Source organism: Bacteroidales bacterium, assembly GCA_018334875.1.
In the GTDB taxonomy this organism is placed as follows: domain Bacteria; phylum Bacteroidota; class Bacteroidia; order Bacteroidales; family UBA12077; genus JAGXLC01.
Window position 1 is genome coordinate 20,266 of sequence record JAGXLC010000028.1, and the last position, 6,914, is coordinate 27,179.

The 6,914-nt window shown below is 40.7% G+C and carries 6 protein-coding genes; 2 read left to right on the plus strand and 4 right to left on the minus strand.

What is annotated here, in order from left to right:
- The first annotated feature begins 5 nt into the window (after positions 1–5).
- A complete protein-coding gene (locus tag KGY70_04260; protein ID MBS3774374.1) occupies positions 6–938 on the plus strand; it encodes a GNAT family N-acetyltransferase in 933 nt (310 codons plus the stop codon).
- Here the strand turns inward: KGY70_04260 and KGY70_04265 are convergent.
- From KGY70_04265 to KGY70_04275, 3 genes are all read right to left on the minus strand, one after another.
- On the minus strand, positions 932–2,833 hold the full coding sequence (locus KGY70_04265; protein ID MBS3774375.1) for an amidophosphoribosyltransferase: 1,902 nt from the start codon (positions 2,831–2,833) through the stop codon (positions 932–934). The two genes, KGY70_04260 and KGY70_04265, sit on opposite strands and share 7 nt — an antisense overlap.
- Positions 2,830–3,306: an SPOR domain-containing protein gene (locus KGY70_04270; GenBank protein ID MBS3774376.1), complete on the minus strand. Its 477-nt coding sequence runs from the start codon at positions 3,304–3,306 to the stop codon at positions 2,830–2,832. The genes KGY70_04265 and KGY70_04270 overlap by 4 nt, the downstream gene beginning before the upstream one ends.
- A gap of 81 nt (positions 3,307–3,387) precedes the next feature.
- Positions 3,388–3,843, minus strand: a complete 456-nt coding sequence (locus KGY70_04275; protein MBS3774377.1) for an LEA type 2 family protein — start codon at positions 3,841–3,843, stop codon at positions 3,388–3,390.
- Between the two features lie 310 nt (positions 3,844–4,153).
- On the opposite strand from KGY70_04275, the gene KGY70_04280 reads away from it, so the two are divergent.
- Positions 4,154–6,571, plus strand: coding sequence for an ABC transporter permease (locus KGY70_04280; protein MBS3774378.1), 2,418 nt, complete (start codon positions 4,154–4,156; stop codon positions 6,569–6,571).
- A gap of 127 nt (positions 6,572–6,698) precedes the next feature.
- On the opposite strand, the gene KGY70_04285 is transcribed toward KGY70_04280, so the two are convergent.
- Positions 6,699–6,914 (minus strand): ROK family protein (locus KGY70_04285; protein ID MBS3774379.1); only part of this gene is annotated, 216 nt, incomplete at its 5' end.

Genomic DNA, 6,914 nt, shown 5'->3' on the forward strand with positions numbered 1-6,914 from the left:
AATATATGCAAGATATCATAAAACCGGTTGAAAAGTCAGAAATCAGAAAGGAATTAACGTCCGACAAATTCCTGAGACATACCAATTACGGTAACAATGAGCTGTATGTAATAACCAGCCATGATGCTCCTAACACAATGAAAGAAATCGGCAGGTTGAGGGAAGTTACCTTCAGAGCTGCCGGAGGGGGAACAGGAAAAGAGCTGGATCTGGACAAATTTGATTCTTTGGAATATCCTTACAAACAATTAATTTCATGGGATCCCAAGGAGGAAGAAATTCTGGGGGGCTACAGGTATAAAGTATGTAGTAAACAAACCAACCCCGAAGATCTGGCTACACAAAAGCTATTTCATTTTTCCATAAAATTTGTCAAGCAATACCTCCCTTATACCATTGAACTGGGCCGCTCCTTCATCCAACCCAAATTTCAGTCCACCGGTAATACCCGAAAAACACTATATGCCCTTGACAACCTGTGGGACGGACTGGGAGCGCTGGTAGTAAAAAATCCGGACAACAAGTACTTTTTCGGTAAAGTAACAATGTACCCCCATTTCAATCAAAAAGCCCGCGACCTTATTCTTTATTTCCTCCACAAGGAATTTTCTGATGCTTATGATCTGGTGCATCCCAAAAATTCCGAGAAATTAAATTCGAACCCTGACGAACTGGATCAAATCTTTACAGGAAAGAACTATGAAACCAACCTGAAAATCTTATCCCAGGAAGTCAGAAAATTGGGTGAAAACATTCCGCCTCTGATCAATGCCTATATGAATTTGTCACGCACGATGAAAATCTTCGGTACAGCTCTGAACAGATCTTTTGGCAATGTGGAAGAAACAGGGATAATGATTACCATAAGCGATATATATCCCAAAAAGAAAAAAAGACACGTAGAGACGTTTAAAGAAGAAAAAGGAACCTATCAGTAGGCTCTTCTATCACGGCCTTCGATAAAATCGATAAAAGCCCTGTTTACGACTTTATTGCCGCCGGGAGTAGGATAATTGCCTGTAAAATACCAGTCGCCTTTATCATTGGGGCAGGCTTGATGAAGGTTTTCAACCTTTTGATAAACAACCCGCACCTCAGCCTTGATATTTTCTGCTTTCAGCAGCGAACTGATTTTATCCGACAACTCTTCGCGGGTAAACGGTTTATAGATATCTCGCACATAATTGACTATTTCCTCTTTAGGCAAATTTTCCTGCTCCTTGGATTTTTTATACACTTCATTGATCACTTTATCCATCCCCCGCTCCCTGAGTAAAGAAATAGCAGCCTGAAATGCCACCAGGTTACCCAGCTTAGCCATATCGATTCCATAACAATCGGGATATCTTATCTGAGGTGCAGAAGAAACCACTATGATCTTTTTGGGCTCCAGCCTGTCCAGTATCTGTAAAATGCTCTCCTTTAGAGTAGTACCTCTGACTATGCTGTCATCCAAGATAACCAGGTTATCCACCCCCCGGTTCACGATACCGTAAGTAACATCATAAACATGGCTCACCAGATCTTTTCTGCCACTTTCCTGGGCGATAAAAGTTCTTAGTTTAACGTCCTTTATGGCTATCTTATCCACCCGGATCTTTTTGTCGAGCAGCTCGTCCAGAAATTTTTCATCCAGTTTATCCTTGTTCTCCAGGATCTCTTTCTTTTTGTTATTCAACTGATAAGTTTCCAGGCCGCTCAGCATACCATGATAAGCTATTTCAGCAGTATTAGGGATATATGAAAATACGGTATTCTCCAGATCATAATCAATGGCCTTCAATACATCAGGCACAAGCAACTCCCCCAATTTCCTGCGTTCCCTGTAGATATCCCTATCACTGCCGCGGGAAAAATAAATCCGTTCAAAGGAACAGGATTTTCTTTCTTCAGGTACCCGTATTTCTTCTTCTGAAACCTCACCCCTTTTCTTAATGATCAATGCGTTACCCGGGGAGACTTCCCGGACCTCTTCCGCCCGGACATTCATCACTGTTTGAATCACCGGTCTTTCCGATGCACAAACCACTATCTCATCATCCATGTAATAAAAAGCGGGACGGATACCCCTGGGGTCACGCATAAAGAAAGCATCTCCATGACCTACAATTCCAGCTATGGCATATCCTCCGTCCCAGTCTTTGCTGGAAGAATGCAAAATTTTTTTTATGCTGATATTTTCAGCAATCAGTTTGGATATTTCCTTGTTGTCATACCCCTCATTTTTGTATTGCCTGAAAAGCAACTGATTTTCCTCATCCAGAAAATGGCCGACCTTCTCAAGTACCGTTTCGGTATCAGAAAAATCTTTGGGATGCTGACCCAAATCGATTAAAAGCTGAAACAGCTCATCCACGTTGGTCAGGTTAAAATTCCCCGCCAATATAAGATTTCTTGATTTCCAGTTATTTTCACGCATTACCGGATGTACATATTCTATGTTGTTCACCCCGTATGTACCATATCTCAAATGCCCCAGATAAACCTCACCGGCGAAAGGCAGATTTTCCTTAGCCCACACAGGATCTTTCAGAAGATCCGGATTTTTATTCCTGATTTTCTGATGACCTTGTTCCACTTCATCAAAAATCCGTTTAATGGGGGTGCTTTTATTCGTTCTCACCCGGTGGATGTATTTTTCGCCGGGTTTCAGATCAAACTTCAGATTGACCAGCCCGGCACCATCCTGACCACGGTTATGTTGTTTTTCCAATAAAAGATACAGCTTATGCAATCCATACATCCATGAACCATACTTCGCCTGATAATATTCCAGCGGTTTCCGAAACCTGATCATTCCAATGCCGCATTCATGCTTTATCTGATCACTCATTTCTCATCTTTTGATTCATTCAACTCCGGGAAATTAATTTTATCCGGTACAACAAAAGCAGAGGGAAATTCATTCCTGATTCTTTTCAGATGCTTAATGGCCTCTATCTTGGTTCGAAAATCCCCTACATAGACTTTCCACCAGTTATCGTCATAATCACGATATATCGGTATATCCGGAAATTTTTCGTGAAACTCAGCCCTTAACTCCTCGGACTCTTCCCGGGCCTGTGTACCAATATCAGCATAAATTCGTATACGGTATCCATCTATTTCCGGATTCTCTTTGTTCTTTGCAATGTGCTTTAAAACCAAATTACTAATTGCACTATCCTGCTGAATACGCATATTATTGTCACTCTTCTCTTCAATTTGACTGAAAACATCGGGGGAAAGTTGTTGTATTGAATTCTCCTGCCCTGATGCGAGCAACGGAGGTAGAATCAATAACACAATAAAATAAAACAATCTCATAGCTTTTGCTTTTTAGGTCACAAAATTAAACAAATTTAAATCATCTTTTATTATATAAGTTGTGATCTCTGAGCAAAGAGACTATCTACTTAAATCCAGTGTGCTTTTTCTGTTAAAGTTCAGCTTTTTTCTATAAAGAAACGATTTGGCCGTTAAAGAACCTTTTATGGATAAATTTACCTTCCCGTTTTTCAGAATACTCATAACAGACATACCACCGGAAAGTAGATCGGAATAATCCACCTTCAATAAGACCTCATGCGTTTTATCCGAATTGGCAGGAAGTTTGACTTTTTCCGTACTCTTTATGTCTCCTGCTTTTTTTTCATTGATAAAAGCCGAGCCTTCAATCCCGGTTACATTGATCCGGTAAATATTGGGATTACGAATAGGTAGTTCCAGGCTGAGATCAACAGTACTCCCGGAAAGGGATTTCACTTTCAGATTTCTTGGTTTACCCACTTCCAAAGGTTCGTAGGTTTTGCACCCAATCAAACCCAACAGCGCGATAATAATGATGAAGCGTTTATATTTCATAAACCATAAATTTCCTTTGATTCAGGGAACAAATATAAATCCATTTTTTGAATTGATTGGAATTATTTAAATGAAGAAACAAAGTTTCGGTAAGTACTGACTACCCCTTGATTAAACGTCAATAAAAAAATTCCAGCCGACGAATGTACGATAACGTACAAAGGGTGTCTTCTGCCGGACGGTAATTCCATACCGCTATACATCATTTTAGCTATCCAATACACTGAGCTTCATATGTTTGTATTTGATTGGCACACAATTTGATTTATCTGGTATGTCAATAAAAAATAAACCATTAAAAGGAGGGAAAATGATTAAAAATTACTTGAAAATAGCATTTCGTAACCTTTCAAAGTATAAAGGATATGCATTGATCAATATCTTCGGACTGGCTATCGGGCTGGCCAGTGCCATACTGATCATGCTCTTTGTGCAGGATGAACTCAGTTACGATAAAAATCATGCTAAAGCCGACCGGATTTACCGGGTAGGTTTAAAGGGTAAAATCAAAAAGGATGATTTAAACACAGCGGTAACGTGTTATCCGATGGCCTCCACTTTAAGGGAAGAATACCCTATGGTTGAACAGGCCACAAGACTCCAGCCGAGAGAAGATGCCCTGATAAAAATTGGCAGCAAACAACATATGGAGCAGCAAATGCTTCTTGCAGATTCTAATGTATTCGACATATTTACCATGCCATTTATCCAGGGAGACCCTAAAACAGCATTGAAAGAACCCAATACCGCAGTACTGACCCGTTCGGTTGCCCAAAAGTATTTTGGAAATGAAAACCCGGTAGGCAAAGTCATCGAATGGGTCGACGGCGACCAAGAGCTTCAAGTAACAGGAGTCATAGAAGACTGTAAAAACAACAGCCATTTTCAATATAATGTATTGGTCTCATTTACAACCTCTTCAAGGGCCAATAGTCAACTCTGGATTGGAAATAATGTATACACATACCTAAAGTTACAGGAAGGGGCATCTCCGGAAAAATTAAAGGAACAATTCCCCACACTCGTTGAAAAATACGTAGGTCCCCAAATAGAGCAGGCCATGGGTGTAAGCATGGAAGAATTTAATAAACAGGGAAACCAATGGGGGTATTTTCTCCAGCCTTTAACCGATATCTATCTGCATTCAGATTTGAATAATGAGCTCGGAAAGACAGGAAGCATCAACAATGTTTATTTCTTTTCCATTATAGCTTTGTTTTTGATACTGATTGCCGCCATCAACTTTATGAATCTTTCCACGGCCAAATCAGCCAACCGGGCAAAAGAAGTCGGCATCCGAAAAGTTACCGGAAGCAACCGAAGCCAACTCATCAGTCAGTTTTTATCAGAAGCCATAATGATCAGTTTCATTGCCCTGCTAGTGGCTGTGATTCTGGTAAAGCTCACCTTACCTGCTTTCAATAATCTGGCACAAAAATCACTTTCCTTTAATTTTATGGAAGATCCTTTATTTTTAATAGGTATTATACTCTTTGGAGTGATCGTGGGTTTATTGTCAGGCAGCTACCCGGCTTTTTACCTGTCCAGATTCAATCCTTCCAACGTATTGAAAGGAAATTTGAGTAGCGGATCAAAAAATTCAAAGCTCAGGGGACTATTGGTGATATTTCAGTTCATCATAACCATTATTTTGCTTATAAGCACTTTCGTTGTATCCCGGCAAATGAATTTTGTTAACAATAAAGACCTCGGGTTCAACAAGGAGCAGGTAATGGTGATTAACCGAACCAGTCCACTTGGCAGTCAAGCAGAAACATTCAGGCAGGAAATTCTCAAAAACCCAAAAATAAATCGTGCCAGCTACTCGTTACACGTGCCGGGAACTATAGAATCCAACACTGCCTTTTATGAAGAAGGGACTTCTGCGCAACAGTCCGTTGTAATCGATTACACGGGTACCGATTGTTACTTTGACGAAACCTATAATCTGAAAATGGCCTCCGGCAGGTTTTTTTCAGAGGATTATGCAACAGATTCCCTGTGTGTAGTAATCAACCAAGCGGCTGCGCAAAAACTTGGTCTTGAAGAGCCAGTGGGGAAAAAATTATACCTTGTGAATCCACGGGAAGAAGATCGGGGCTACAAAATAATCGGTGTTACCAAAAATTTCAATTATGCATCCCTGCATCACAAAATCAGGCCTCTGGTAATGATCTATATAAATTCTTATCCCGGGAACCTTTCTCTAGTGCTAAATCTTTCACAGCTTGATGAAACCATTCGTTTTCTTGAGTACAAATGGAATAATATCGTTCCGGGACAACCTTTTCAGTATTCATTCCTGAAAAATGACTGGGAGGCAAAGTATCGGCAGGAAGAACGGGCAGGTACCATTTTCAGATTATTCTCTATGCTGGCCATCTTCATTGCCTGCCTGGGATTGCTTGGTCTGGCATCCTTTATGGCAGAACAACGAACCAAAGAGATTGGCGTAAGAAAAGTGTTTGGTGCTTCAGTGTCATCAATCATGGTTATTCTATCAAAAGAGGTGGTAATACTTATCGGAATTTCTACCCTAATCGCATGGCCGGTGGCATATTATTTCATGAATAACTGGTTACAAGATTTTGCCTACAGGATTGAACTCAGCTTGCTGACCTTTATACTGGCTTCCATAACGGCTTTTGGAATTGCATTACTGACGATTGGTCACAGAGCCTATAGGGCAGCTACAGCCAATCCGGCTGAATCACTTAAAGACGAATAAAAACAAGGATCAAGCTGCTAAGCGTTCCAATACACTATATATTCAAAGGAACCGGGAAATTACAAATTTTCCCGGTTCCTTTCATTCCGTCTTTTCCATAAAAAATTAAAAGGACCATTTTCACCGGTTAATCCGCCTCCATGTCCTCTGCCATAAGATACGCTGCACCCAACACACCGGCACTGTCGCCCAGTTCCGGTCTGACAAATTCGGTTTCCAGTGTATGATTGAAAACGAACTTTTTTGCCTGAGCTCTGCCATTTGTATATAAGGTATCGATGTTACCTACACCGCCTCCCAAAACCACAATTTCAGGATCCACGATATTGATTACCCGGCCTTC